The sequence below is a fragment of the Nonomuraea sp. SBT364 genome, from assembly GCF_001083785.1.
Lineage (GTDB): Bacteria > Actinomycetota > Actinomycetes > Streptosporangiales > Streptosporangiaceae > Nonomuraea.
This window is the reverse complement of the sequence record NZ_LAVL01000007.1, coordinates 37,507-61,830: the sequence shown is the minus strand read 5'-3', so window position 1 is coordinate 61,830 and position 24,324 is coordinate 37,507. Positions and strand designations below refer to the sequence as shown.

At 69.5% G+C, this 24,324-nt stretch carries 22 protein-coding genes and 1 tRNA gene; 18 read left to right on the top strand and 5 right to left on the bottom strand.

All coding sequences use genetic code 11. From position 1 onward, the window contains the following. The first annotated feature begins 136 nt into the window (after positions 1 to 136). The 5 genes from ADY59_RS05710 to ADY59_RS05690 all read left to right on the top strand — a co-directional run bounded on the left by ADY59_RS05710 (position 137) and on the right by ADY59_RS05690 (position 3,950). Positions 137 to 358 carry a hypothetical protein gene (locus ADY59_RS05710; RefSeq protein ID WP_197093452.1) on the top strand — a complete coding sequence of 74 codons (222 nt, stop codon included), beginning with the start codon at positions 137 to 139 and terminating at the stop codon, positions 356 to 358. Next, positions 355 to 1,401 carry a ferritin-like domain-containing protein gene (locus ADY59_RS05705; RefSeq protein WP_049558583.1) on the top strand — a complete coding sequence of 349 codons (1,047 nt, stop codon included), beginning with the start codon at positions 355 to 357 and terminating at the stop codon, positions 1,399 to 1,401. The genes ADY59_RS05710 and ADY59_RS05705 overlap by 4 nt, the downstream gene beginning before the upstream one ends. A 52-nt stretch (positions 1,402 to 1,453) precedes the next feature. Next, positions 1,454 to 3,127, top strand: a complete 1,674-nt coding sequence (locus tag ADY59_RS05700) for a sodium:solute symporter family protein (protein WP_049558582.1) — start codon at positions 1,454 to 1,456, stop codon at positions 3,125 to 3,127. After that, positions 3,124 to 3,432 (top strand): hypothetical protein, encoded by a 309-nt coding sequence (locus tag ADY59_RS05695; protein ID WP_197093451.1) that lies wholly within the window; start codon positions 3,124 to 3,126, stop codon positions 3,430 to 3,432. Before ADY59_RS05700 ends, ADY59_RS05695 begins: the two co-directional genes overlap by 4 nt. A 134-nt stretch (positions 3,433 to 3,566) precedes the next feature. Beyond that, a complete protein-coding gene (locus ADY59_RS05690) occupies positions 3,567 to 3,950 on the top strand; it encodes a nuclear transport factor 2 family protein (RefSeq protein WP_049558573.1) in 384 nt (127 codons plus the stop codon). A gap of 40 nt (positions 3,951 to 3,990) precedes the next feature. On the opposite strand, the gene ADY59_RS05685 is transcribed toward ADY59_RS05690, so the two are convergent. Continuing rightward, a complete protein-coding gene (locus ADY59_RS05685; RefSeq protein ID WP_049558570.1) occupies positions 3,991 to 4,245 on the bottom strand; it encodes a hypothetical protein in 255 nt (84 codons plus the stop codon). A 170-nt stretch (positions 4,246 to 4,415) separates the two neighbouring features. On the opposite strand from ADY59_RS05685, the gene ADY59_RS05680 reads away from it, so the two are divergent. From ADY59_RS05680 to ADY59_RS05660, 5 genes are all read left to right on the top strand, one after another. After that, positions 4,416 to 5,165, top strand: a complete 750-nt coding sequence (locus tag ADY59_RS05680) for an SDR family oxidoreductase (RefSeq protein WP_049558568.1) — start codon at positions 4,416 to 4,418, stop codon at positions 5,163 to 5,165. Between the two features lie 73 nt (positions 5,166 to 5,238). After that, positions 5,239 to 5,460, top strand: a complete 222-nt coding sequence (locus tag ADY59_RS05675) for a hypothetical protein (RefSeq protein WP_049558567.1) — start codon at positions 5,239 to 5,241, stop codon at positions 5,458 to 5,460. Continuing rightward, positions 5,450 to 7,165: a ferritin-like domain-containing protein gene (locus tag ADY59_RS48410; RefSeq protein ID WP_082309884.1), complete on the top strand. Its 1,716-nt coding sequence runs from the start codon at positions 5,450 to 5,452 to the stop codon at positions 7,163 to 7,165. The genes ADY59_RS05675 and ADY59_RS48410 overlap by 11 nt, the downstream gene beginning before the upstream one ends. After that, the gene (locus ADY59_RS05665) at positions 7,162 to 8,124 is read left to right on the top strand and encodes an alpha/beta hydrolase (RefSeq protein WP_049558564.1); all 963 of its coding nucleotides are present in this window, start codon (positions 7,162 to 7,164) and stop codon (positions 8,122 to 8,124) included. Before ADY59_RS48410 ends, ADY59_RS05665 begins: the two co-directional genes overlap by 4 nt. Next, a complete protein-coding gene (locus ADY59_RS05660) occupies positions 8,121 to 8,843 on the top strand; it encodes an alpha/beta fold hydrolase (protein ID WP_049558561.1) in 723 nt (240 codons plus the stop codon). The genes ADY59_RS05665 and ADY59_RS05660 overlap by 4 nt, the downstream gene beginning before the upstream one ends. A 151-nt stretch (positions 8,844 to 8,994) precedes the next feature. Here ADY59_RS05660 and ADY59_RS05655 read toward each other — a convergent pair whose 3' ends face one another. Beyond that, positions 8,995 to 11,817, bottom strand: a complete 2,823-nt coding sequence (locus tag ADY59_RS05655; protein WP_082309883.1) for a helix-turn-helix transcriptional regulator — start codon at positions 11,815 to 11,817, stop codon at positions 8,995 to 8,997. Between the two features lie 382 nt (positions 11,818 to 12,199). On the opposite strand from ADY59_RS05655, the gene ADY59_RS05650 reads away from it, so the two are divergent. The 6 genes from ADY59_RS05650 to ADY59_RS05625 all read left to right on the top strand — a co-directional run bounded on the left by ADY59_RS05650 (position 12,200) and on the right by ADY59_RS05625 (position 21,204). After that, entirely contained in the window at positions 12,200 to 13,429 is a 1,230-nt protein-coding gene (locus ADY59_RS05650; protein ID WP_049558556.1) for a cytochrome P450 family protein, read from the top strand. Between the two features lie 74 nt (positions 13,430 to 13,503). After that, positions 13,504 to 16,308, top strand: coding sequence for an ATP-binding protein (locus ADY59_RS05645; protein WP_082309882.1), 2,805 nt, complete (start codon positions 13,504 to 13,506; stop codon positions 16,306 to 16,308). Between the two features lie 292 nt (positions 16,309 to 16,600). Further along, complete coding sequence (locus tag ADY59_RS05640; RefSeq protein WP_049558555.1) at positions 16,601 to 17,368, top strand: SDR family NAD(P)-dependent oxidoreductase; 768 nt, start codon at positions 16,601 to 16,603, stop codon at positions 17,366 to 17,368. 209 nt (positions 17,369 to 17,577) lie between these two features. Continuing rightward, positions 17,578 to 19,836, top strand: a complete 2,259-nt coding sequence (locus tag ADY59_RS53245) for an XRE family transcriptional regulator (RefSeq protein ID WP_049558552.1) — start codon at positions 17,578 to 17,580, stop codon at positions 19,834 to 19,836. A gap of 292 nt (positions 19,837 to 20,128) precedes the next feature. After that, a complete protein-coding gene (locus ADY59_RS05630) occupies positions 20,129 to 20,515 on the top strand; it encodes a hypothetical protein (protein WP_156325317.1) in 387 nt (128 codons plus the stop codon). A gap of 248 nt (positions 20,516 to 20,763) precedes the next feature. Next, positions 20,764 to 21,204, top strand: coding sequence for a cupin domain-containing protein (locus ADY59_RS05625; RefSeq protein WP_082309880.1), 441 nt, complete (start codon positions 20,764 to 20,766; stop codon positions 21,202 to 21,204). A gap of 735 nt (positions 21,205 to 21,939) precedes the next feature. Here ADY59_RS05625 and ADY59_RS05620 read toward each other — a convergent pair. Continuing rightward, positions 21,940 to 22,569, bottom strand: a complete 630-nt coding sequence (locus ADY59_RS05620; protein WP_049558546.1) for a class I SAM-dependent methyltransferase — start codon at positions 22,567 to 22,569, stop codon at positions 21,940 to 21,942. 249 nt (positions 22,570 to 22,818) lie between these two features. Here ADY59_RS05620 and ADY59_RS53240 point away from each other — a divergent pair, with 249 nt between their 5' ends. Both ADY59_RS53240 and ADY59_RS53890 read left to right on the top strand, forming a co-directional pair. Then, complete coding sequence (locus tag ADY59_RS53240) at positions 22,819 to 22,944, top strand: hypothetical protein (protein WP_269433553.1); 126 nt, start codon at positions 22,819 to 22,821, stop codon at positions 22,942 to 22,944. A 91-nt stretch (positions 22,945 to 23,035) separates the two neighbouring features. Continuing rightward, positions 23,036 to 23,161: a hypothetical protein gene (locus ADY59_RS53890; RefSeq protein ID WP_197093450.1), complete on the top strand. Its 126-nt coding sequence runs from the start codon at positions 23,036 to 23,038 to the stop codon at positions 23,159 to 23,161. Between the two features lie 78 nt (positions 23,162 to 23,239). Here the strand turns inward: ADY59_RS53890 and ADY59_RS05610 are convergent. Continuing rightward, positions 23,240 to 23,313 (bottom strand) — tRNA-Pro (locus ADY59_RS05610). A 61-nt stretch (positions 23,314 to 23,374) separates the two neighbouring features. Then, positions 23,375 to 24,268 carry a metallophosphoesterase gene (locus ADY59_RS05605; protein ID WP_049558542.1) on the bottom strand — a complete coding sequence of 298 codons (894 nt, stop codon included), beginning with the start codon at positions 24,266 to 24,268 and terminating at the stop codon, positions 23,375 to 23,377. Between the last annotated feature and the right edge of the window lie 56 nt (positions 24,269 to 24,324).

Here is a 24,324-nt window from a genome sequence, read left to right as displayed (position 1 = left end):
AGGCGTGAGTCTCTGAACGCCATCGGAAGGTGCGGGGGAACTTTCCGGTGGTTGTCACAACCCCCGAAGGCTGTTTTGTCCTAGCTGGCGATCGGGTGGCAGACGGGTCGCCCGGCAGTCAGAAAGGGGGTTCGTGGTGACGGGCAACGAACCGAGGCCGCAGTCGACCGCGTTGCGGGAGGCGCACCCGCCGTTCAACCCGGGGCCGCCGCCGCACCGCCACTCCGGCCCTGCCTTCGGCGCCGGCGAGGCGTTCCGGGAGATCGTGCCCGGCGAGCAGATGCTCACCCTGGCGGACGAGGAAGAGCTGCTCCAGCGCGCGAGCCGCCGCGCCCCCCGCAGGAGCACCGGGGCATGACGCCGATGACGCACGAGAACCCGCAGGAAACGACGCCGCGGATCGGCACGCTCGAGAGCCTGCGCGAGCACCTTCAGTGGGCGATCGAGCTGGAGCACGTGACGCTGCCGCCGTACCTGACCGCGCTCTACTCGCTGGATCCCGAGCGCAACCCTGAGGCGGTCCAGGTGGTGGGCAGCGTCTTCGTCGAGGAGATGCTGCACCTGGCGTTGGCCGCGAACCTGCTCAACGCCGTCGGCGGACGACCGCTGCTGGACACGCCGGGGATGCTCACGCCTTACCCGCGAAGGCTGCCGCACGGTGACCCTTCCTTCGAGGTGTCGCTGGTCGCGTTCGGGGCCGAAGCGCTGGAGATGTTCCTGCGTCTCGAACGGCCCGCTCCGCCGGGCGCTCCGCCGGAGGACGACCGCTACGAGACGATCGGGCAGTTCTACGCCGCGATCGAGCAGGGACTCAGGTACCTGTGCGATCAGCTCGGTGAGGAGGCCGTCTTCAGCGGGGATCCGGCCCGCCAGATCAGCGGCGCCCACTTCCGGCACACCGGCGGATCACTGTTCGCGGTCGAGGATCTCGAGTCCGCCCTGGGCGCGCTGAAGGAGATCGTCGAGCAGGGCGAAGGTACGGCCTGCGGCTCTGTCTGGGACGGCGAGCAGGACGTCTTCCACCCGGAGCGCGATGAGGTCGCCCACTACTACCGCTTCCAGGAGCTGAAACTCGGTCGCCGCTACCGGCGAGGCGACACCGCAGCGTCAGGGCCCACCGGGGAGAGAATCTCCGTGGACCTGGCGGGGGTGCGCCCGATGAGCCGCAACCCGCGACCCGCCGCGCCGGGAAGTACGACCCGAATCGCGCAGGAGGAGGTCAACCGCACCTATTGCGATCTCCTGCAACTGCTGGAGCAGGCATTCAACGGGAGCCCGAAGCAACTCGCGGACGCCACCCGCACCATGTTCACGCTCAAGAGGCAGGCGCAGGCACTGATGGAGATGCCCGACGGGGCCGGACCCACTTTCGAATACACCGACAACAGGGGCACACCATGAGCAGGCTCGTCCTCAACGCCGTGTGCATCGCGCATCTGCCAGGGGAGTCCCGGTGGACGACCCGCTGAGGATCGGCGCCGGGGTCGTCGACTACGCGCTGATCCTCGTCTACTTCGCCGTGGTCCTGCTGATCGGAGTGGCGGCCCGCCGGAGAGTCTCCAGCAGTCTCGACTTCCTCCTGTCCGGGCGGTCGCTGCCCGCCTGGATCACCGGGCTGGCGTTCATCTCAGCCAACCTCGGCGCTGTCGAAATCATCGGCATGTCGGCCAACGGGGCTGAATACGGCATGCCGACCATGCACTACTACTGGATCGGCGCCATCCCGGCAATGCTCTTCCTGGGCGTCGTGATGATGCCCTTCTACTACGGGTCCAAGGTGCGCAGCGTTCCCGAGTTCATGCGCCGCCGCTTCGGGCCTGGCGCGCACCTGGTGAACGCGATCAGCTTCGCCCTGGCCCAGATCCTCATCGCGGGGATCAACCTGTTCCTCCTGGCCACCGTCGTGAATGGCCTGCTCGGCTGGCCGCTGTGGGTAGCCCTGCTCCTCGCCGCCGCGATCGTCCTCAGCTACATCACCCTCGGCGGCCTGTCCGCGGCCATCTACAACGAGGTCCTGCAGTTCTTCGTCATCGTCGCCGCGCTGCTGCCGCTCACCCTCATCGGGCTGCACCGCGTCGGAGGCGTGGACGGGCTGATCGACAAGGTACGGACATCCGTTGGCGGCGGCGCGGGGCAGCTCGACTCGTGGCCGGGCAACGAACTGGCCGGGTTCGGCAGCTCGGTCCTGTCTGTCATCGGCATCGTCTTCGGCCTCGGCTTCGTGCTCTCCTTCGGCTACTGGACGACCAACTTCGTCGAGGTCCAGCGCGCGATGGCGACCAAATCGATGTCCGCGGCACGCAGCACGCCGATCATCGCCTCGTTCCCGAAGATGTTCATCCCGTTCATCGTGGTGATCCCGGGGATGATCGCCGGAGTCCTGGTGCCCGAGGTGATGCGGCTCAAGGCGGGCGACCAGGCCGCCGGGATCACCTACAACGACTCGATCCTGCTGCTCATCCGCGACGTGCTCCCCACGGGGCTGCTCGGCATCGCCCTGACGGGCCTGCTCGCCGCGTTCATGGCCGGCATGGCGGCCAACATCTCCGCCTTCAACACCGTCTTCAGCTACGACCTGTGGCAGCAATACGTGAAGAAGGGCCGCTCCGACGGCTACTACCTGAAAGTCGGCCGGTGGGCCACGGTCGGCGCGACCGGCCTGGCCATCGGCACCGCCTTCATCGCCGCCGGATACGGCAACCTGATGACCTACCTCCAGACCCTGTTCGGCTTCTTCAACGCTCCGCTGTTCGCCACCTTCATCCTGGGCATCTTCTGGAAGCGGATGACCGCGACCGCCGGCTGGGTGGGGCTGGTGTCCGGGACGCTGGGCGCGGTGGCCGTGTGGTTGCTCAACGAGGTGGGCGTTTTCTCCCTGCCCGGTCAGGGGGCGGCGTTCGTGGCCGCGGGCGCGGCCTTCGTCGTCGACATCACCGTCAGCGTCCTGGTCAGCCTGATGACCTCGCCCAAGCCGGCGAGCGAACTCGGAGGGCTCGTCCTCTCGGAGACGCCCAAGCAGCAGCGCACCGATCCGGCGGCGAGCCGGTTGCCCTGGTACCGCGCGCCGGTGAAGCTCGCAGGCATCTCCCTCGTGCTCGTCACCGCGCTCAACGTGATCTTCAGATGACCGTTCTGGGAAGGAACCGACACATGACAGACGAACGGGCCGCCACCGGCGGCGAACGTGCTGGACCGCGCAGGGTCGGCGCCTTCGACGTGCGCGTGTTCATCGCGGGTTTGATCGGGTTCTACGGCATCGTGCTGATCATCATGGGTCTCGTCGTGGACTCGGCCTCGGATCGGGCCAAGACCGGTGACGTGAACGCCAATCTGTGGGCCGGCATTGGCATGGCGGTCATCGCCGTGGCCTTCGCGGTGTCGGTGCGCCTGCGACCTGTGATCATCGAAGGACCCGCAGGCTCTGCCCGCTGAGCCCCTGACATGATGCGGACCCCGTACCGGGACCGCGTCGTGGACCGGCACATCGCCGGACTTTCTTCAGCGGCATGTCAAGAACACTCGACCGGCACCGACCAGTCAGCGAACGACGCAGAACTGAGGAGACCATGTTCGCTGCCAGCCAGTCCACGAACAAGCGGACCGTCGAGCGGTACATCGACGGATTCAACAAGTCCGACCACGAGCAGATCCTGTCCTGCCTGACCGACGACATCGTGTGGACAGTCTTCGGCCACTACCGGATCACCGGTAAGGACGCCTACGACGCCAACATCGAAGGACCGGACCCGGTCGGGGTCCCTCCGAAGGTGACGATCACCCGGATGGTCGAGGAGAACGGTGTCGTCATGGCCGAGATGACCCTCGAAGCGCGCCAGAAGGACGGTGCGGTGATGCGCGCCGCGATGGGCGAGGTGTTCGTGATGCGTGACGGGCTGATCTGCGAGCGCCGGGCGTACGTCGTGCCTCTGGCCGAGAACGACTACAAATGACGGACCACCGCGCAGGCCCCGAGCACGACCGCTGAATAGGTCATCGGGGCTGTCGCCAGCAGGCCGCCCCGCTCGTACGGGCCTCGACCAGCTTCGCCCGCTGCTCATCCCCCGGAGGCGGCGCGGAAGCAGGTTGGGTGATAGGGGTGGGGCCGTCCAGAGGCAGGCGGGCGGGCGGAGAGTACGGCAGCGCCCGCCCGCAGGACTGCGGCTCGGCGGCGAGCAGCGGCTCCGCGGTGTGCTTAGTGCCGCTGAGCAGGAGTACGACGTCGACGCCGGTGAGGTCCGGGCGCACGACGCGCTGCTCCCGGGCACGAACCGTGACCTGGGGCGGGGGCGAGCTCTGGACCGTCCTTCCGTCAGCGATCAGAACTTTTCGCGGTGTTTGTCACGACTGCAGGGGGCTGTCCGGTCTTAGCTGCGACCGGGACGGACAGCGCCCCGGCGGACAGAGAGGGCAACACCATGAAGGTGGTCGTCATCGGCGGAACCGGCCTGATCGGGTCGAAGGTCGTCACCAAGCTGGGCGAGCACGGCCACGAAGCGGTGGCTGCGGCCCCGAACACCGGCGTCAACACGCTGACCGGCGAAGGGCTGCCCCAGGCGTTGGCGGGCGCGGACGTGGTGGTGGACGTGTCGAACTCCCCCTCCTTCGAACGCGCCGCCGTACTCGACTTCTTCGAGACCTCGACCCGCAACCTGCTGGCCGCCGAAGCCGCGGCGGGCGTGGGGCACCATGTCGCGCTCTCGGTGGTCGGAACCGAACGGCTGCCGGAGAACGCCTATTTCGCCGCGAAGATCGCTCAAGAGCAGTTGATCGAGAAGTCGGGCATCCCCTATTCCCTCGTCCACGCCACGCAGTTCTACGAGTTCATCCGCAGCATCGCCGACACCTCCACCGTCGACGGCGAGGTGCACATCGCGCCCGTGCGCTTCCAGCCCATCGCCGGCGAGGAGGTCGCCCAAGCCGTCGGCCGTACGGCAGTCGGCGCCCCGCTGAACGGCAGGACCGAGGTCGCCGGGCCCAAGCAGTACCGGATGGACGAGTTCTTCCGCGATGCCCTCTCCGCGTGGGGTGACGCCCGCCCGGTCGTCTCCGACCCCCAGGCCCGCTACTTCGGCAGTGTGCCCGGCGAACGCACCCTGGTGCCCGCCGACGGCGCCACGTTCGGCCAGATCAGCTACCGCGCCTGGCTGGACGGAAGCACGAAGTAGCTTTCCTCGCCGGACGGCGTCGGCCGACTCCGTCCGGCGAGGTCCATCCACTCAACGAACGCGGGGAGCCATCATGAGCAGTGAGTCGAACTTTCTGCACGAGCTCAAGGTCGTGATCGAGGCCGAAGTGGTCATGATCGAGGAAAGCCGTCCGGAGGAAGCCGGCGCCACGCCGGTCACCGAATGGCTGTTCGACCCGCTGGAGGCCCAGCGCGAGCAGATCGGCCTGCGGGGTCTCCATGACGCCGTCGAAGTGCTGGAGCACAACCTCCGGCCGGGCGACCATGCCGACTGAGGCGCGGATCCGAACGCTCGGGAGCCTCCGTGAGCATCTCCAGTGGGCGATCGAGCTGGAGCACGCGACGCTGCCGCCCTACCTGTGCGCGCTGTACTCCCTGGATCCCGAGAAGAATCCCGAAGCGGTCCAGGTCGTGGGCAGCGTCTTCGCCGAAGAGATGCTGCACCTGGCGCTGGCGGCGAACCTGCTCAACGCCGTCGGCGGAAGCCCTCGCCTCGACACGCCGCGGATGCTCCCGCCGCATCCCCGGACCCTCCCCCATGGCGATCCCTCGCTGAGGCTGTCGCTTCTCCCGTTCGGCGACGAGGCACTCGACATGTTCATGCGCGTCGAACAGCCCGCACCGCCGGGCGCGCCGGTGGAGGCCGACGGCTACGAGACGATCGGGCAATTCTACGGCGCGATCGAACAGGGGTTGCGGGACCTGTGCGACCGGCTCGGGGAGCGCGAGGTCTTCTGCGGCGACCCGGCCCGCCAGGTCGGCGCCGCCCACTTCAGGCACACCGCCGGGCGTCTGATCGTGGTCGACGGCCTGGAGTCGGCCCTGGCGGCGCTGGAGGAGATCGTCGAGCAGGGCGAGGGCGCCTCGGCGGGTGAGGTCTGGGACGGCGACCCGGACGTCTTCCACCCCGACCGGGACGAGGTGGCGCACTATTACCGCTTCCAGGAGCTCAAACTCGGCCGGCGCTACCAGCGGGGGGACACCGCGAGGACCGGCCCCACCGGCGAGCCGATCCAGGTGGACCCGGCAGGCATCCTGCCCATGAGGCCCAACCCGCGGCCCGCCGCCCCCGGCACCGCGGCCCGCGCCGCCCAGGACGAGTTCAACACCATCTACTGCGCCATGCTGCACCAACTGGAGCAGGCCTTCAACGGCAGCCCGAGGTTGCTCAAGGTCGCCACCGGCACCATGTACACCCTCAAGGCCCAAGCTCAGGCTCTGCTGGGGATGCCGGGTGCGGACGGTCCCACCTTCGAGTACACGGCGCCCGTTCACGGCGGCCGGCAGCGGATCGTCGTCCTGCGCGACGGTCCGTATGTCGTGTACGGCGGCGTACCGCTCCGGCGCAAACGCAAAATCGTCTCCTCGGAGAACGACGCGGTGACCTGGCAGACCGGCGAGCCTCTGGAAACCGAGGAGACGTACGCGCTGTGCCGCTGCGGCCATTCGGGTGCCAAGCCGTTCTGCGACGGAACCCACGCCGTGATCGGGTTCGACGGCACCGAAAACGCTCCCATGCGGCCGTACCGGGAACTGCAGCACATCCACGACGGAGCGGGGATCTCGGCGCAGCGGGTGGGGGAACTGTGCATCCACACCGGTTTCTGTCTCGGCCGTACCCGGCCGATCGCCTCGATGCTCGCCGATACCGGCGACAGTGACGTGCGCGCCACGGTCATGGGCCGCATCGACCACTGCGCCTCCGGCTCCTACAGCTATGCCCTCGAACGCGGCGGCGAGACGATCGAGGCCGACCTCCCGCAGGCCATCGCGGTCCTGGAAGAGGAAGACGGCCTGGCCAGCGCGCTGTGGGTCACCGGAGGCCTGCCGGTCGTGCGCTCGGACGGCCGGCCGCTGGAGGTCCGCAACCGGGTGACGCTGTGTCGCTGCGGCCGCTCCGCCAACAAACCGCTGTGTGACAGCACTCACCGGGAGATCGGCTTCCGGGAGACCGACCGCGAACAAGGAGAGACGTCATGAGTGAACACATCCTGGAACCAGCCGCACGGGATCTGGCGGAGGCGACCTCGAAGCCGCCGTTCCTCTACGAACTGGGGGTCGAGGGTGCCCGCAAGGTGCTGGACGACCTCCAAGCGGCCCCGATCGACAAGCCGGACGTGGACGAGAAGTGGATCGTCGTGCCGGCCGAGGCGGGGGACGTGCGGGTCAGGATCGTCAAGCCCGCCGGGTCGTCCGGAGCGCTGCCCGTCGTGCTGTACGTGCACGGCGGCGGATGGGTGCTGGGCAACGCGGGCACCCATGACCGGCTCGTGCGAGAACTGGCCGTGGGGGCGTGCGCGGCGGTGGTCTTCGTGGAGTACGACCGTTCACCGGAGGCGCGTTACCCGGTGGCGATCGAGCAGGCGTACGCGACCGCGCAGTGGATCATCCGGGACGGCGCGGCGGAGGGCCTGGACGCCTCCCGGCTCGCGGTGGCCGGCGATTCGGTCGGCGGGAACATGACGGCGGCGCTGACCATCCTGGCCAAGCGGCGCGGTGACGTCCGGTTCGTGCACCAGTCGCTGTACTACCCGGTGACCGACGCGGGCCAGGACACCGGCAGCTACCGGGAGTTCGCCGACGGGCCGTACCTGACGGCCAAGGCCATGGCCTGGTTCTGGGACGCCTACACCACCGACCCCGCCCAGCGCGCCGAGATCACCGCCTCACCGCTGCGTGCCACCGCCGAGGAGCTCAAGGGGCTGCCGCCCGCGTTCCTCATCGTGGACGAGAACGACGTGCTGCGCGACGAAGGCGAGGCCTACGCACGCAAGCTGACCGAGGCAGGAGTGTCCACCACCAGCGTCCGCTACAACGGCACCCTGCACGACTTCATGATGCTCAACCCCGTACGGCCGACCGCCGCGGCCCGCGCCGCCGTCGCCCAGGCCGCCGACGTCCTCAAGACCGTCCTGAACCACGGAAAGGCGGAGTCATGACCAGCAAGGAAGAACCGGTCGTCGTCCTGGTCCACGGCGCGTTCGCCGAGTCTGCCAGCTGGAACGGCGTGATCAAGCACCTGCACGGCCATGGCCGGCGGGCCGTGGCCGTGGCGAACCCGCTGCGCAGCGTCGAGGGCGACGCCGCGTACCTGCGTGACGTGATCGCCGGCCTCGGCTGCCCGGTCGTCCTGGTCGGCCACTCCTACGGCGGCATGGTGATCAGCCAGGCAGCGGCGGACAACCCCGCCGTGCGCGCGCTGGTCTACGTCGCCGCCTTCGCCCCCGACTCCGGCGAGAGCGCGTTGCTGCTGTCGGCCAAGTTCGAGGGCAGCACCCTTGGCGGCGCGCTGGAGGCATATCCGGTCTCCTCCGGCGGCAACGAGTTCCGCATCGCGGAGGAGAAGTTCCACGGGCAGTTCTGCGCCGACCTCGATGCCGACGAGGCCGCGCTGATGGGGGCGACCCAGCGGCCGGTGACCGAGCGGGCTCTGACCGACGGGCTGACCGGCCGGCCCGCATGGCGCTCCCTGCCGTCCTGGTTCGTGTACGGCGAGCGCGACCTCAACATCCCGGCCGAGACGGTCCGGTTCATGGCCGACCGGGCCGTCTCGCGCGGGACCAGGCAGGTGCCAGGCGCCTCGCACGCGCTTGCGGTGTCCCAGCCCGACGCCGTCTGCGCTGTCATCCTCGACGCCGTCGGCCACGTGAACGGCTGACGGCACCGATCCGGCCGGCGACCTCACTCGTCGGCCGGATCATGCACGTTCGCGCACCAGCTGGAGCCGGTGGACACCGTGTTCGGGCCCAAGCCCGGAGCCTGATGCGGGTGCCCCGACCTTCGTGGCAGTGGCCGACGTGGAAGGCGGGTCAGGCCGTCGCCGTCGTCCCTTCAGGCGGCGTCGCCCGCAGTTGCTTGCGGGAGGCGATGCCCAGCTTGGCGAAGATCTTCCGCAGGTGCCAATCGACGGTGTGCGGGCTGATGAACAACTGGGCGCTGATCTCGGCGTTCGTCAGCCCCTGACCGGCCAGCCGCGCGATCTGCGTTTCCTGGGCGGTGAGCGGGACTTCGGACGTCGCCTTGTCCGGGCGCCTGCGGACCGTCTCGCCGGTGGCCCGCAGCTCACGGCGGGCGCGTTCGGCGAACGCCGTGGCACCCATCTGGCCGAGCATCTTGTGGGCGAGGCTCAACTGCTCGCGGGCGTCGACGCGGCGATTCTCCCGGCGCAGCCACTCGCCGTAGAGCAGCCGGGTGCGAGCGAGCGCCATCCGGACGCCGGCGCGGCCGAGCCGCACGATCGCCTCACCGTAGAGATCGTCGGGTTCCGATCCGACGCCCGCCAGGGCGCGCATGCTCGCCGAGGTGCCCAGGGCCCAGTCGGCGCCGCTGGCCCGCGCCATCTCATCAAGCTGCCGGGCGACTTCGGCCGCGCGGGCCTGCCGTCCGCTCCTGGCGGCGGCCTCGACCAATTCGATCATGGACCAGGTGGACAGGCCGAGCTCCTTGGGGTGCTCGGCGCCGCGCGAGGCGGCGACGAAGGCCTCCTCGTAGCGGCCGAGGCCGTTGCAGAGCACCGAAGTGGCCCACTGAGTGGCGGTGGTCACCTTTCCTTCGCCCGCCAGTGCCACGTCCCCAGTGATCGCCTGGATCGCCTCACGAGTCTCGGCCTCCCCGCCCCGCCACGGCGCGACCACCAGGGCTCCGTACTGGGCGAAGAAACTGCTGCCCAACACCTCGCCGATCGTGGTCGCCTCGGCGACCAGCGCGTCGGCGGCGGTGAGCTCACCGGCCAGCACCCGGGCCGACAGGTGGAGCAGGAGAGCCGACGGCAGCGCCGACAGCGCCCCCGCCTCTCTGGCGATCTCGACCAGCTTCGCCGAGAGCGTCAGGTAGCTGTCGAAGTCCCAGACGTTGTGCGCCATACGGGCGGCGAGCGGGAGCCAGCCCAGACCCTCTTCCGCGGAGAGTTCCGCGGTGCGGAAGGCGGCCATGGCCTGGCGCAGCATCGGCATGCCCGCCGTGTACCCGTCGATGGTCGCCACCGCCAGGCCGTTCAGCAGCAGGTCGTTGCGCTCAGGTGGCGGCCCGGGCGGCGCGGCGAGGGTGGCCCTGGCCACGTCCGCCATCTGCGCGCCGTCCGCCAGCCGGCCTGCGGTGAGAGCCGCGTACAGCGCGTCACGGTAGGTTTCGCGGGCCGGCCCGGCGTCCAGCGGCTCCAGGCGCCTGGCCGCGTCCAGTAGCAGGGGCAGGGCGGCGCCGGCGCTCCTGGAGGTGAAGACGATCTGACCGCGAAGCAGGCTGGACCGGGCGAGCAGGCGGTCGTCCAGGGGGCTGAGCTCGGCCGCGTCGAGCAGCTCGAGCGCCGAGTCGTATCCGCCGGCCTGATACTTGGCCCGGGCCGCCGCCAGAGCCCTGGCGCCACGGCGTGCGGCGTCGGGGGTCAGCTCGGCCGCCCGCTCCAGGAACGCGGCCGCCGCCGCGACCCCGCCGCGTACCCGCGCCCGCTCGGCGGAACGCTCCAGCTCGGCGGCCACCGTTTCATCGGGTCCGGTCGACGCGTTGGCCAGATGCCAGGCCCGCCGATCGGGATCAGCCCGAGGATCGGTCGCGTCGGCCAGCGCCCGATGCACCCGCTGCCGTTCGCCCGGGTTCGCCACCCGGTAGGCCGCTGAACGCACGAGTGGATGACGGAACCGCACCCGGGTCCCAATAGTGATCAGCCCCGCCGCTTCTGCCGGTGACGCGGCGGCCGCGTCGATGCCCAGCAGCTCGGCCGCCCGGTTCAGCAAGCCCACGTCGTCCACCGCCTCGGCTGCGGCGATGAGCAGCAGCCGCTGTGTCTCGGCCGGCAGTGACCGTACCCGCCGCTGGAAGCTCTCTTCGATCTGGCTGGTCAGCGGCCGCGCGTCCGGACGGGCGAACCCGCCGGCCAGTTCCGCCGGCGTCAACCCCCGCGGCAGCTCCACCAGCGCCAGCGGGTTGCCCTGCGTCTCAGCGAGGATCCGATCCCGCACTCGATCATCCAGCCGGCCGGGGATCACGGACTCCAGCAGGGCGCGGGCATCGCTGTCGCTCAACCGTGCCACCTCGAGCCGTGGGAGCTCTGCCAGTTCGGCGTCGAGGCCCGGCGCGCGCACCGCTAGCACCAGCCCGATGGGCTCGGCGAGCAGCCGGCGTGCGACGAAGGCGAGGGTCTGCGCCGAGACCTGATCCAACCACTGGGCGTCGTCGACGAGGCACACCAGCGGCTCCTTCTCGGCCGCGGCGGCGAGCAGGCTGAGCACCGCGAGCCCGACCAGGAAGCGGTCCGGTGGCGACCCCGTGCTCAGGCCGAACGCCGTTTCGAGCGCGTCACGCTGCGGCTCCGGCAGACGGCCGAGCTGATCCAGGAACGGGACGCACAGCAGATGCAGCCCGCCGAAGGCCAGCTCCATCTCGGACTCGACGCCCGTCGCTCTGACGACCCGGCAGCCGGACGCGCTGTCGTGCGCGTACTCCAGCAGCGCCGTCTTGCCGATGCCTGCCTCACCGCGCAGGACCAGCACCGAGCTACGGCCGCCCCGCACGGTGGTCATGAGTCGGCTCAGCGCCTCGCACTCGATCTGCCGGCCGCGCAGTTGTGACCCGGGATGTCTGCCGACGCCCTCGGACAGAGGATCGCGCCGCGAACGTTCGGCGTGATGCCTCCGCATCGCGCGCACCCCCCGATCTGCCGGTCACGCGGCCGTGACCGGGTCCCCGTTCGCCGTTGCCGGGGCGAGGGCAGAGGGAGCCCACGAGACGTCACGCGTAGGGGAGCAGCCTACCCGGCCTGGTGTGGATCACAGCAAGGGCCGGTCACATCGCCGGCCGGGCGGTCAGCGAACGGCCGATCCGGGGGTGGCGGTTCAGCCCGGCAGCCGCTCGCCGGCTGGATGCGGATGAGACCCGGCGCCCTGTCACGGATCGCCCAGGCTGTCCGGTCAACCTTGTGCGCCGGCAACACCGTAAGGAGTCACCACGGAAGTGGGTGCCGGTGACATGCCTTGCAGCCCCGTCACTCTCCATCGCCCCGCTATCGCCCGAAGGAGAAGAATGTCCCAGCCACTTCCGTTCGTCATCGACCCCGCCGGTGCTGACCGGCACGCCGAATACCGGGCCCTGCGAGCCCTGGGCACGGCCACTCCTGTGGACGTCCTCGGCCTGCGAGCCTGGGCGGTCACCGACCCTGCCCTTCTCAAGCGCCTGCTGACCAGCCCCGACGTCTCCAAGAACGGCCGTGCTCACTACCCGGCGTTCGCGCAGACGATCAGGACGTGGCCGCTCGCCCTGTGGATCGAGGTGCAGAGCATGCTGACCGCGTACGGAGCCGACCACCGCAGACTGCGGCGGATGGTGGCCCCCGCCCTCAGCGCACGCCGCATCGCTGAACTGAAGCCGACCATCCGGTCTCTGGTGGCCGAGCTGATCGACGACCTGGCAGCGCTGCCCCCAGGCCAGGTGGTGGACCTGCGCGAGCGACTGGCCTACCCGCTGCCCATCGCCGTGATCGGCCACCTGATGGGCGTACCGGTAGAGCAGCGGGACGACTTCCGCCAGATCGTCGACAACGTCTTCGACAGCACCCTCACCCCCGAGCAGGCCCAGGCCAACGCCGCACGCCTCTTCGAGGTCACCGACCAGCTGATCGCCATCAAGCGCGGCGACCCCGGCGACGACATGACCTCCCTCCTCATCGCGGCACGCGACGAGGAGTCGGGCGGCGACGGTTTCACCGACGTCGAACTTCGCGACACGATGATCTTGATGATCAACGCCGGATACGAAACGACCGTCAACGTCATCGACCAGGCCGTCTTCGCGATGTTGACGTCCCCGGAGCAGCTCCACCTCGTCCGCACCGGCCGGGCCGCCTGGGAGGACGTGGTGGAGGAGACCCTTCGCGCCGAGCCCGCCATCAAATACCTGCCGCTGCGCTTCGCAGTGACCGACGTCGAACTGCCCGACGGGCAGGTCATCACCGCCGGGGACCCCATCCTCGCGGCTTACGGGGCCGCCAACCGCCATCCGGACTGGCACGGGCCGGATGCCGACACCTTCGACGTCACCCGTAAGGTGAAGGACCACCTGGCGTTCGGCTACGGCGTGCACTTCTGCCTCGGTGCGCCCCTGGCCCGCCTCGAGGTCGCCGAGGCCCTGCGCCAGCTCTTCGAGCGTTTCCCCGCCATATCACTCGCGGCACCGGCCGGCACGTTGCGGCCGGTACCCACCCTCATCAGCAACGGTCACCGGGAACTCCCCGTCCGCCTGCGCCCCATCGGCTGATCAACTCCTGTCTGGCCGGACCTCGTGAAGATCAGCGCCCGACGTCGAGGGACTTGGCCCGGCACGGGTCTTGGGTGTATGCAGATTCGTGCGATCGGGGCAAAGACAGGGGCATCGTGGGTCAACGCAGGCGGAGCGCGGGGCTGCTCGGTCGGGGGACGGAATGTGCCGTCCTCGATGAGCTGATCAGGGCCGTCCGTGCAGGAGAGAGCCGCGTGCTCGTGGTGCACGGCGTTCCAGGGGTCGGAAAGTCGGCGCTGCTGGAGTACGTGGAGCGCGCGGCGACCGGCATGCGGGTGCTGCGCGCATCCGGTGTCGAGTCCGAGATGGAGCTGGCCTTCGCCACTCTGCACCAGTTATGTGCCCCGTTTCTGGACCGGCTGGAGAGGCTTCCCACGCCACAGCGCCATGCGCTGGAAACGGTGTTCGGCATGCGTGGGGGATCTCCGCCCGAACGCTTCCTGGTCGGCCTGGCCGTACTGAGTCTGCTGTCGGAGATCTCCCAGAGCGCTCCGCTGCTCTGCGTGATTGACGACGCCCAGTGGATGGACCGGGCCTCGGCGCAGGTACTCGGCTTCGTCGGCCGGCGGCTGCTGGCAGAGTCGGTCGCCCTCGTCCTCAGCTCACGCCAGTGGCCTCAGGACCTGCTCGGACTACCGGGGATGGAGGTCACAGGGCTCAAGACCGCCGACGCGCACGCTCTGCTGAACTCGGTGGCACCCGGCCGGTTCGATCGGCACATCCGTGATCGGTTCGTGGCCGAGACCAGGGGCAACCCGCTTGCCCTGCTGGAGCTGCCGCGTGAACTGAGCATGACCCAGGTGACGGGCAGATTCGGCCTCCCGGATGCCGGCATGCTGCCCGGCCGGATCGAGCAGAGCTTCGTCGACAGAATCGCAGATCTGCCCGAACAGACCCGGCTCCTCCTGGTGGTCGCTGCCGCCGAGCCGGTCGGCGATCCGTCGCTGGTGTGGCGTGCCGCCGAACGGCTCGGCATCGAACCGGCGACGGCCCTGGCGAGCGGGACGGACGGGCTGCTGTCGTTCGACGTACGGGTGACCTTCCGTCATCCCCTCGTGCGATCGGCCGTGTACAGGTCGGCGAAGCCGGTGGACCGCCAGGCGGCGCACCTCGCTCTGGCGGAGGTCACGGACGCCCACGCCGACCCCGACCGCCGCGCCTGGCACCTCGCCGCCGCGACGACCGCGCCCGACGAGAACGTCGCCGGCGAGCTCGAACGCTCCGCCGGCCGGGCACAGGCACGCGGCGGACCGGCCGCCGCGGCCGCCTTCCTGCAGCGGTCCATGGCATTGAGCGTCGACACCTCGCGGCGTGCCGAAAGGGCCCTGATGGCCGCGGCAGCCAGCCTTCGCGCCGGGGACATCGCCACCGCGCGCGACTTCGCCGACGTCGCAGATCGGGATGCGCAGAGCGAGTTCCAGCGCGTGCGAGCCCTGCTGACTCGCGGTCACATCACGTTCGCGGCCGGCTTCGACAACGAGGCGCCGGTGATGTTGCTGACGGCCGCGCGGCGGCTGGAGCCCTTCGCCATGGACCTGGCGCGGGAGACGTACTTCATCGCCTGGGCTTCGGCGTCGTTCGGTGCCGCGAACCGGGACAGCCTCCTGGACATCTCCCGGGCGATGAGGGAACTGCCCTCCCCCGAAGGTCATCCGCGCGCCCTCGACCTCGTCCTCGAGGGTTACGCACTGCTCATCACCGACGGCCGGAGAGCCGCACTTCCCACCTTGCAACGGGCGAAGTCGGCAATCGCTGCCCACCCCGTGCACGACCTGCTGAAATGGGGCTGGGCGGCCTGCGGCGTGAGCGCGCTCCTGTGGGAGGACCGGATCATGCCCGACATCCCCACCAAGGCGCTCGAGGCGGTGCGCGCGGCCGGGGCCCTGTCCGAGCTTCCCCTCTATCTCCACTCGTTGGGGGTACCGCGCTCGTTGAGCGGTGACTTCGCCGCCGCGGCGGCGCTCGTCGCCGAATCCGAAGCCGTCGCAGAGGCGACGGGCGTGCCGATGACGCAGCACACCCAGCTCCTGCTGGTGGCGATGCAGGGCAAGGAGGCCGAGGCCGCGCCGCTGATCGACGCCACGATCGAGGAGGCCGGCGCCAGTGGCCAGTTGAACGGTGTCGCGTCGGCCCAGTGGGCGGCCGCGGTCCTCTACAACGGCCTCGCCCGCCATGGGCTCGCACTGCCGGCGGCCCAGGCCACCACCCAGAGCGCCAACGTGATCGTCTCCCAGTGGGCGCTGCCCGAGCTGGTCGAGGCGGCGGTGCGTGTCGGGGACGCCACGGCCGCTCGCGGGGCGCTCGAAGGGCTGGCGGACGCGGCGGAACCGTGTGACACCGACTGGGCTCAGGGAATCCTGGCTCGCTGTCGAGCGCTGCTGACTGACGACGCCGCCGCGGACGATCTGTATCGCGAGGCGATCGAGCGGCTGGGGCGCACGACTCTGCGTCCTGAACTCGCACGCGCCCACTTGCTGTACGGCGAGTGGTTGCGCCGGGACCGTCGGGGGGCCGAGGCGCGGGTTCACTTGCGGACCGCCTATGAGATGTTCGTGTCGATCGGCATGGACGCCTTCGCCGAGCGTGCCCGCCGCGAGCTTCAGGCCACGGGTGAGAACATCCGCCGCACGCGCGGGACCGAGGACCCGGCGAGCGCGGAGTTGACCGCGCAGGAGAGGCAGATCGCCCTGCTGGTACGGGACGGTCTGTCCAACCCGGAGGTCGCGACCCGTCTCTTCCTGAGCCCGCGTACGGTCGAATGGCACCTCCGCAAGATCTTCGCCAAACTCGAGATCACCTCCCGAAGGCAGGTCGGCGACGCGCTGTCCGGCGGCACGTACGAACCCGGCGTGCGGTGAAGCCGCTGGGCATGAGCCGCCCGGTGCCGTAGCCCGCTCCCAGCCCGGGTGCGCACGCGCGAGCGACGCGTCCGCGACACCCTGGTCTCGTCAGACCAGTGACTTTTCGTGGTGCGATACGGCAACCGGCTACGCGAGCATCGGCGTGTCGTACGAGCACGGGAGGAGCGGTCACGGGCATGGAACTCGAAGTCGTCGATGCCGTACCCGGGGTGGCACGGCGGGCTCATCGGCAAGCGATGTGTGGCGACGCTCGCTTCCGTGTCGCCCCCGACGTGGGAATGAGGCAGTCATGCACGATCAGCCGTTGACCGGAGCCGTCGCTCTCGTCACGGGCGCCGGCAGCGGGATCGGCGCCGCGACCGCGCGCCGTCTCGCAGGTGACGGCGCGGCCGTCACCCTGGTCGCCCACCGGCGCGACCGTGTGGTGCAGGTCGCGAACGACATCGCACGGCAGGGCGGAGAGGTGGTCGCGCTGGAGGCCGACATCACCGAAGCCGACCGTGCCGACGACATGGTGCAGGACACGCTGGATCGGTTCGGGCGCCTGGACATCCTGGTCAACAATGCCGAGGTCAGGCTGCTCGGCTCAGCGCTGCACGCCACCATCGAAGAGTGGGATCAGATGATCTCGCTCAACGTGGCGGGTCTGGTCCACGTCACGCACGCCGCTCTCCCGCACCTGATCTACGCGGCGACGACGTCCCCCCGGGAGGTGGCGGATCTGGTGAACGTCGGCTCGGCGGCCGAGCGGGTCGTCCGTCCGGGAAGCAGCGTCTATGGCCTGACCAAGTCGGGCCTGAACGCGTTCACCGAATCGCTTCGCCAGGAACTGCTCGGCGAACGTGTCCGGGTCAGCGTGGTGGAGCCGGGTGCGGTGGACGACGGACAGGAGAACCGTCTCGGGGACTCCGCCCGGGATGCGGCCCGGTGGCCGACCGACGGCATCGAAGGGTTGCGCCCGGATGACGTCGCGGATGCGATCAGCTATATCGTCACGCGGGAGCGGCGGGTCGCCGTCAACGGGATGTTGGTTCGAGCCGGCGATCAGACCTGGTAGCCGCGCCGGTGCATGTCCGCCGAGCTCCGTACGGACTCCGCCCAGCCGGCGGTCACGGGGGGCAGCGCATCCACACCGATGACGGGCGACAAGAAGTGTCAGTGGACCCCTCGGCAGGACACGGGCACAGCTGGCGGCTTACTCGGCGCTGAGTTGTTTGGATCATGCCGTTCGATGGCCCGGTGTGCGGGCCGTTTCAAGGAGGATGGATGAGCAGCTCGTTCGGCCTGCTTCTGCGGAGCCTGCGGCAAGTCGCCCAGTTGACGATCGAGGAACTGTCGCACGCGTCCGGTGTGAGCGTGCGGGCCATCGGCGACATGGAGCGCGGTGTCAGCCGCGGCCCGCAACGGCGCACGGTGGAGGCGCTGGCCGAAGCGTTGCGGTTGGATGACGCCCGGCGGGTGGAGCTGGCCGAGGCCGCGCGGGCGGGCCGGCCGCGACCGAGCGGCCCGGTGGCCGGCGCGTGCGAGTTGCCGCGTGAAGCGGGGGATTTCACCGGCCGGGCGCGGGAGCTGGAGCTGCTGCGGCACCTGGCCGAGCAGGCCGGGACCGGGGAGGCCGCGGTGGCGGCCACCATCTCCGGCACCGCAGGAATCGGGAAGACGGCCTTGGCCGTGCACGCCGCCCGGCACCTGGCCGAGCTGTTCTCGGACGGCCGTTTCTATGTGGACCTGCGGGGCATGGACAGTGCTCCGCCGGCCCCCGGCTCGGTGCTGTCGCGGCTGTTGAAGGCGTTGGGTGTGGCCGAGCAGCGGATTCCGGGTGACGACGAGGAGCGGGCCGGCCTGTACAGAGCGCTGCTGAACGATCGCCGATGTCTGATCGTGCTGGACAACGCGGCCGATGAGGGGCAGGTACGGCCGTTGCTCCCGGCTTCCGGCCCGGGGATGACGATCATCACGAGCCGGCGCTCGCTGGGCGGGCTGGAGGGAGTGCGGCAGGTCCCGTTGACCGAGCTTTCCAACGAGGAGGCGGCCAAGCTGCTGGAATCCATCGTGGGGAAGCAGCGGATCGCGGCGGACCCGGACAGCACAGCCGAGCTGGCCCGGCTGTGCGGGAATCTGCCGCTGGCGGTACGGATCGCCGGGAACCGGTTGCAGAGCCGGCCGGGGTGGACGATCGGCCAGCTTGCCGGACGTCTGGAGGACGAGGGTCGCCGGCTGGAGGCCCTGGCGGTGGGTGATCTGGCGGTCACCGCTGCGTTCACGTTGTCATATCAGCAAGTGTCCGGGCTGGCGAGGATCGCGTTCCGGCGCCTGGCGCTGGCGGCCGGATCGGACTTCGGCGCACCGATGGCCGCCATAGTGCTGCAGGCGGACCTGTTCGAGGCCGAGGACGCGTTGGAAGAGCTGGTCGAGCTGGGGCTGCTGACCTCGCCGTATGCCGGCCGCTACGTCTTCCACGACCTGGTCCGGTTGTACGCCCGTGCCCAGTTGGAACAGGAGGAGCCGGTCGAGGCGCGGGAAGCGGCGCGGCGGAGGATGGAGACCTGGCTGCTGGAGGTCGCGGTGGTTGCCGGGCGCTGGTTCGAGCCCGGGTACGGTGCGCCGCCTCCCGAGTGGCGTTCCCTGGTCACGCTCGACAGCCGGAAGGCGGCGAGCGAGTGGCTGCAGGCGGAGGGCGTGGCCTGGCTGGAGGCGTTGCGCTCGGCGGCCCGGCAGCACGAGCACACGGTGGTGGTCGAGGTGGCCGAGTCCATGCACTGGTTCTCCGACCAATGGAAGAGGTGGGGGCACTGGCGCGAGGTGTTCGAACTGTCCTCCGACGCGGCACGGGCCATGGGGGACCGGCTGCTGGAGGCGGTGCATCTCAATTATCTGTCCTGGGGTCTGTGCGTGTGCGAAGGCCGGACGGAGGAGGGGGAGACGACCGCGTTGCGGGCGTTCGAACTGGCCGGCGAGATCGGTGACCTTCGCCAGCAGGGGTGGGCGCTGTACTACGCCGGCTGGCCCGACTACAGCGATCCGGCGAAACTCGAGCGCGATGTGGACTACACCCGGAGAGCGGCCGACCTCCTCCTGCGGGCCGGGGACCTGGAGGGCTATCCCCAGGCCATGATGAACCACAACCTCACCCTGCGGCGGGCGGGCCAGACAGAGGAGGCCTTGCGGCGCAATCTGGCGCTGGTGGCCACGCTGCGTGACCCTTCCTACGGCGGTTCCCCGGCCATCATCAGCTACGCGCTCGGGGCTGCCCTGGGCCATCTCGGGATCACCTATATCGCGCTCGAACGCTGGGTGGAGGCGATCGACGCCTGTCAGCAGGCGGTCTCCGTGTTACGCGGCAACCCCTTTCCCGAGGCTCTGGCGCACACCACGCGCGGTCTGGGCCTCGCGCTGCGGGAGGTGGGCAGGGTCGAGGAGGCTCGCCAAGCGTTGGCGGAGGCGGCACGGCTGTTCGAGGAGGCCGGTGACGGCGCGCAGGCGGCTGATGTGGTCAAGAAACTTGAGGAGATAGGCGAAAACTGACCCTGACACTCCACGCCGGGTATGGCCACCTTCGATGCGCCCGGGGAGTGGCGCCGTCGCGGGGTCGGCCTGTCCCCCTCCGTTCTGTCACAATTCGCCGGGTTGTCCGGTCAAAGGGCGTGATCGCAACAACGGCGAGGAGCGCGTCTCCCACGCGTCTGCGGCGGGCGAAAGCGGAGACGGTCTGATGCATGCCCTCCTCCACACGGTGGGCGTTCTGGCCGGGTGCGCCGTGGCACTCGCCCCGGTCCTGCTGCCCTCCGTACGCCACGCGAGAAGGTGGCCGTACATCGTGATGGCGCTCGGCATGGCGGTCGGGCATCTTGGTGGCTGGTTCCTCTGCGCCGCGGTGCTCGCGCTGCTGACCGCAGGCTGGCTCTGCGGCTCCCCCATACGCCGCGCGGAGACCGGCCATCACATCCAGGACTTCGTGTTCATGCCGATGCTCATGGTGCTGACGGCGTCCGGCGGTCCTGCTCTCACCGGCTCCTTGTCCGGGCACGCGCATGGAGGCGGGTCGATGACCACGGAGGCCCTTGCCATCAGCCTGACCTGGACCTGCGCTCGGCTCATCCGCGTTCTGCCGGTGCGGGGAGCGGATCGAAAGAGATTCGGCCAGGACATGTGCTCGGCCGGAATGGCGGCCGACATGACTTTCATGGCGGCACTGGCGCTGTGACGCGACGACGTCCGCACCATGGTCATGACCTCGCCACGACCCACCGGCCTGTCGGTGTGGTGGCGCGTTGGCCGGAACAGCGCGGGCTCCGCTGACCTGCGGCCGGGCGTCGATGTCAAGTGAGCTGGGCAGCTGAGGCGTCCCAGCAGGAGCGCTGTTCGGGACGGTGTCACAGATCGGGGCGCTGCCTGGTCTGAGCTACTGATCGGCCGGACCGAGTCGGCCACTGTTTCGCGAAGGGACGCCTGATGAGCACCGATCACATCCACGCCCACCACCTTGAGAACCCCGACAAGAGCGGGCCACCACCGAAGATCGACGTGGTTGCCACCGTACCGGGGGCGCCGCCCGCGCCAGAGGGCGCCGAGGCGATGACGATCCTGGTCACGTTGCCGCCGAACAGCCCTGGCGCGCCGCCTCACCGGCACTCCGGTCCCGCCTACGGGTACGTGATCAAAGGCGCCATGAATTTCGAGCTCGAAGGCGAACCTGTACGGGTTGTCCGGGCCGGTGAGGCGTTCTGGGAGCCAGGCGGGGACGTGATTCATTACCAGGACGGCAACCACCTGGCTGATGAGGAGTCGGCGTTCGTGGTGACGATGTTCTGCGCGCCTGGGCAGCCGATGTTGACCCCGGTCAGCCCCGAGGAGTTGGAAGCTCGACGAGACCGTCGCGCACCGCAGTCATGACCAAGGTATCGCTGACCGCACTCGGTCGCCAACTGCTCACGCATGCCCGTGAGGCGGACAGGGGGCGCGGTGCCACCACTGTCCACGGTGGACACGATCGTTCGCTGCGGCAGACTGTCATGGCGTTGCGGCAGGGCGAGCACATCCACGAGAACGAGCATCCTGGCGAGGTCACGGTGCACGTGCTGCGCGGGCGGGTGCGGCTCGTCGCCGGGCCTGACTCATGGGACGGGCTGCCCGGCGATCTGCTGGTCATGCCCGAACGCCGCCACCGCCTGGAGGCTGGAATACCGGACCCCGACGAACGAGGAGTGGGACGCCTTCCTCGCCCACTTCGAGAAGCGCAAGCTCTCTCTGGGAACCTGCGCTCGGGCCTTCGGAACGTCGCGCATCCACGAGCACGCTTGTGTCAGATGCTCGCTTCTCCGACCTGACCCGGCCCAACGGGCACGGCTTGCCGAGATCCGCGACAACTTGATCGCCCGAATCACCGAAGCTGAACAGGAGGGATGGCTCGGTGAGATCGAAGGACTCCAAGTCAACCTCGCCAGCGCAGAGGAGAAGCTCGCCCAGCTCGATGCAGAGCAAGTCCGTCAACGCCAAGTGGTTGATCTCGGCATGCCCCGCTTCAGCCAGATCGCGACACGAATCAGTACGGCAAGAGGACCTGCAAGTCAGCCGAGCTCATCCACGCGGATGATCTACACCACCCCGACCCAGGCCACGGGCCACGCTCTACGGGCGGCGGGCCAGCACATGGGTGTCGAGGAAGCCCCGCTCGGACGCTGGGTCGTGGAGCAACCGAGCAACCGTGACGAGTCCGGCCCCGGTCAGCAACTCGGCAAACTGCTCCGCCGGCCAGCTATAGGCGGGCGCCACCTTGTGGTCGAAGCGGACCGGCTCCGGTCCCTCGGTCCCGAAGAAGGACACCAGGAGCAGGCCCCCTGGCGTCAGGACACGCACCTGTTCGGCGAGCAGCGCGGGCAATTCTCCAGGTGGGGTATGGATCATCGAGTAGTGGGCCAGCACTCCGCCGAGCGCGCCGTCCTCGATCGGCAGGGCCTCCATTCGCGCTTCGTCGAACCGCAGCGTCGGATGGGCCCGCCGGGCGTGGGCGACCATAGCCGGGGAGAGGTCGAGCCCGAAGGAGTCCAGCCCCAAGTCGTGCAGCATGGCTGTCAGATGCCCGGGTCCGCACCCGACGTCGGCTGCACGCAGGTTCCCCGTGCCACGCACGAGCTCGGCGAAGGTCCCGATCATGTTCCGCGCGAACGGCTGCGTCTCCAACCGATTAGCAAACATCGACGCGTACAGCTCGACGACCCCGTCGTAGGCCGCCCTGGTCTCGTCCTGGTGTTTTAACACGGGAAGGAAACTAACACCCGCGCCATTCGCACCCGTTCTCCGGCCCCACACCGGACCTCCCCTTCAGGACTGATCATCCCGTCACCTGATCACAGGGCACACTCTCGTTGGTTCAGAGAAGCTTGCGTCCGATGTTCGCTCCTCCGGCCTGAACCGTCCCAGCGTGACCGCCTGATCGAGATCCGCGAGAACCTGTTTGATCGGATCGCCGAAGCTCAGCGTGAAGGCTGGCTCGGCGAGGTCGAGGGCTTGGAGATCAGCCTGGCGGGCGCCGAGGAGAAGCTGACTCAGCTCGATGCCGCACTCAAGCCTTCTGTGATCCACCTGGGCCTGCCCACCTTCAACCAGATCGCCGGGCGGTCCAGCACCCTCTGACCGCCCCTCTCTCAGAACCCGGCAGACGGACGACCCCGGTGCATCTCGACCTCAACGAGGAAGATCGCACTGGTAGTTCGGAGAAGGGATCTTGTGCCAGCAGTGCAACAGGGCGCTAGGGCTCCTGTACGAGAACGTGGAGACCATGCAGCGCATGATCGATTACGTTCTGAAGCACCAGTCCGAGACGCAAGCTACGGACGCCGTAGAAGCGTAGTCGCGCAGTTAGTCACTCAAGAGACAGAAGAGGCCGCTTCCGATCTTCGGAAGCGGCCTTCTACCTGCGGCAATACTGTCGGGGTGGCGGGATTTGAACCCACGACCTCTTCGTCCCGAACGAAGCGCGCTGCCAAGCTGCGCTACACCCCGGTGCACGCCGTCTTGCACGTGCCTAGGGAAGTCTAGCCGACTTCGCGGGTGCTTGTGACCGTCACCGGCGGGGAACCAGCGTGAGCAGTGACGCCTCCGGGAAACACGCGAACCGGACCGGCGCGTACGGGCTGGTCCCGAGGCCGGCGGAGACGTGCAGCCAGGCGGAGTCGTGGCGGCTGAGGCCCTTGACGCGGGCGCGGTCGATGCCGCAGTTGGTGACCAGGGCGCCGTAGAAGGGGACGCAGAGCTGGCCGCCGTGCGTGTGACCGGCGAGCAGGAGCTGGTAGCCGTCGGCGGCGAAGGCGGTCATGTTGCGCGGCTCGGGGGAGTGCATGACGCCGAGGCGCAGGTCGGCGTCGGCGGGAGCGGGGCCGGCGACGAGGTCGTAGCGGTCGCGGGAGATGTGGGAGTCGTGGATGCCCGCCACCGCGACGTCGAGGTCGCCGACCTTGACGCGGGCGGTGGTGTTGTTCATGTCGAGCCAGCCTTCGGCGGCCATGCCCGCGCCGAGCTCCTCCCAGGGGAGGGTGGGCACGTGCTGGCGGCGCTCGTTGCGCGAGGTGCGCCAGAGGTAGCGGGCCGGGTTCTTCGGCTGGGGGGCGTAGAGGTCGTTGGAGCCGTAGACGAACAGGCCGGGCCGGGCCAGCAGCGGCTCCAGGGCGTGCAGGAGCGACGGGACGGCGTCGGGGTGGGCGATGGAGTCGCCGGTGTTGACGACGAGGTCGGGCTCCAGCGAGCCGAGCGAGCGCACCCAGTTGATCAGCATCGTCCGCCGTGGCGTCAGGTGCAGGTCCGACAGGTGCAGGATGCGCACCGGCCGCTGACCGGGGGCCAGCACCGGCACGTCGAAGCGCCGCAGCCGGAACGAGTTGCGCTCCACGACCGAGGCGTATCCGAGCCCGGCCAGGCCGAGGCCGAGCACTGACAGTGGCACCGCGACTGCTTTCCTCACCTCTTCATGATGCCCGACATCCGGCACGGGCCGTTCGCGCACGCGGCAAGATGGAC